The 1,392-nt window shown below is 70.4% G+C and carries 1 protein-coding gene; it reads right to left on the bottom strand.

The genetic code is table 11. From position 1 onward, the window contains the following. Positions 1-80: 80 nt before the first annotated feature. The gene (locus ACFQH9_RS32055) at positions 81-485 is read right to left on the bottom strand and encodes a hypothetical protein (RefSeq protein WP_379572218.1); all 405 of its coding nucleotides are present in this window, start codon (positions 483-485) and stop codon (positions 81-83) included. Between the last annotated feature and the right edge of the window lie 907 nt (positions 486-1,392).

The raw sequence follows: 1,392 nt of genomic DNA, 5'->3' as shown, positions 1-1,392 counted from the left end.
CCTGGACCGACGACCTACACCACGCCCTGGGACACAACTACCAGGAGCGCCCCCGGCGTCGCGGTCATGTCAGCCGCGGCCTACTGCGCGGCGTTGGTGGCGATGCTGGTGAGGGCAAGTCCTGCCCACCCGCGGGCCACGGGCGCGGCCTGGGCGTTGATGACGACAGGCCCGTCGCGGCGGGAGGCGTAGGCGTCGCCGGTGTAGCGGACGGTGCGGTACCTGCCGCGGTCCCGGGACAGCTCCGTCACGTTGCCAGTGCCGCTGGTGTCCATGAGCTGCTTGAGCGCACGGGCGCTCGTCTCGTCGGACATCTCGACCCAGGACACTGCGACGATGGCGGCGTCGCCCTTCTGGTCGCGCAGCTCGAAGTACGCACGATGCAGGGCCGTGCAGGGCGTACGGCGAAAGAAGTCCTGGACCTGGCCGTAGGAGTTGGCCACGCAATCCGCGGAGTCGTCCGTGACCTTCCCACTCAGGCGCACGCCCTGCCGGACGATGCGTGCCTCCGCAGCGGTCGAGTTCCTACTGCTGACCCGCGACCCGCTCCGTCCCCCGGAACTGCCACCTGCTGAGACTGATGCACCACCGGAGGACGTGGCGCTCCCGATCGCGGTCGCTCCGCCGGCGCTGGCCAAAAGGGCTATGCCGAGGGCGATGGCGAGAGGAGTACCGCCGCCGCTGCCTTTGTCACTTCCGCCACCCTTGCCGCCGATCCGTCGTGCCAACGGGGAGTCCTCCGGCTCTCACTCATCGTCACCAGGAGCTCGCGCTGGTTGATCTTCACGTTACGGCGATCGAGCGAGCGCTTCGGTGTGAACGCGGGTTCCTGGCCGCGCCCTGTGACGTCCTGTGCCGTTCCGGCACGCCAGAGCTGCGTGTTACTGCCGTCGACGCGCGGCCCGTGACGACCGCTCCCTGCCGTCTGCTCCGAGGTCGTCGGGACAGCCCTGGGCCGAGCAACTCGCTGCCGCGTTCACCCGGCTCCACGCCCTGCCCATCCCCGCAGACTGGGCCCCCCACCCGAGCGACACGGAGCATCCGGCAGAACAGGCCGGACGATGCCGCACGCTCCGACCCCTGATCCCGAGACGATCATGAGCCCGAGGCCGGCCGCCGGCCCTCATGAGTCACCGGGGCTGGGGCCCGCCCGGTAGCCCTGGCTAAGGCGCCGACCGTCCTGTACCGCGAGCGTAAGAATCTTGACCCGCGGCGCGTAGGGATCTCTGGCAGGGGCACGCGAGATGCACTGACGTTGGGACGCTTGTCGCGCTCGGCCCCTCCCGAGGCTGGCGTCCCTTGCCGGGGAGGCGTGCTCCGACGACCGGCGAGCGGCTCGGGGTTCGCCTCCCCCTAGGCCGTGTTTAGAAACCCTGGGCGGCGAGGGCGCGT

Source organism: Pseudonocardia lutea (genome assembly GCF_042658055.1).
Lineage (GTDB): Bacteria > Actinomycetota > Actinomycetes > Mycobacteriales > Pseudonocardiaceae > Pseudonocardia > Pseudonocardia lutea.
The sequence above is the reverse complement of the archived record's forward strand: the minus strand, read 5'-3'. Positions and strand labels throughout refer to the sequence as shown.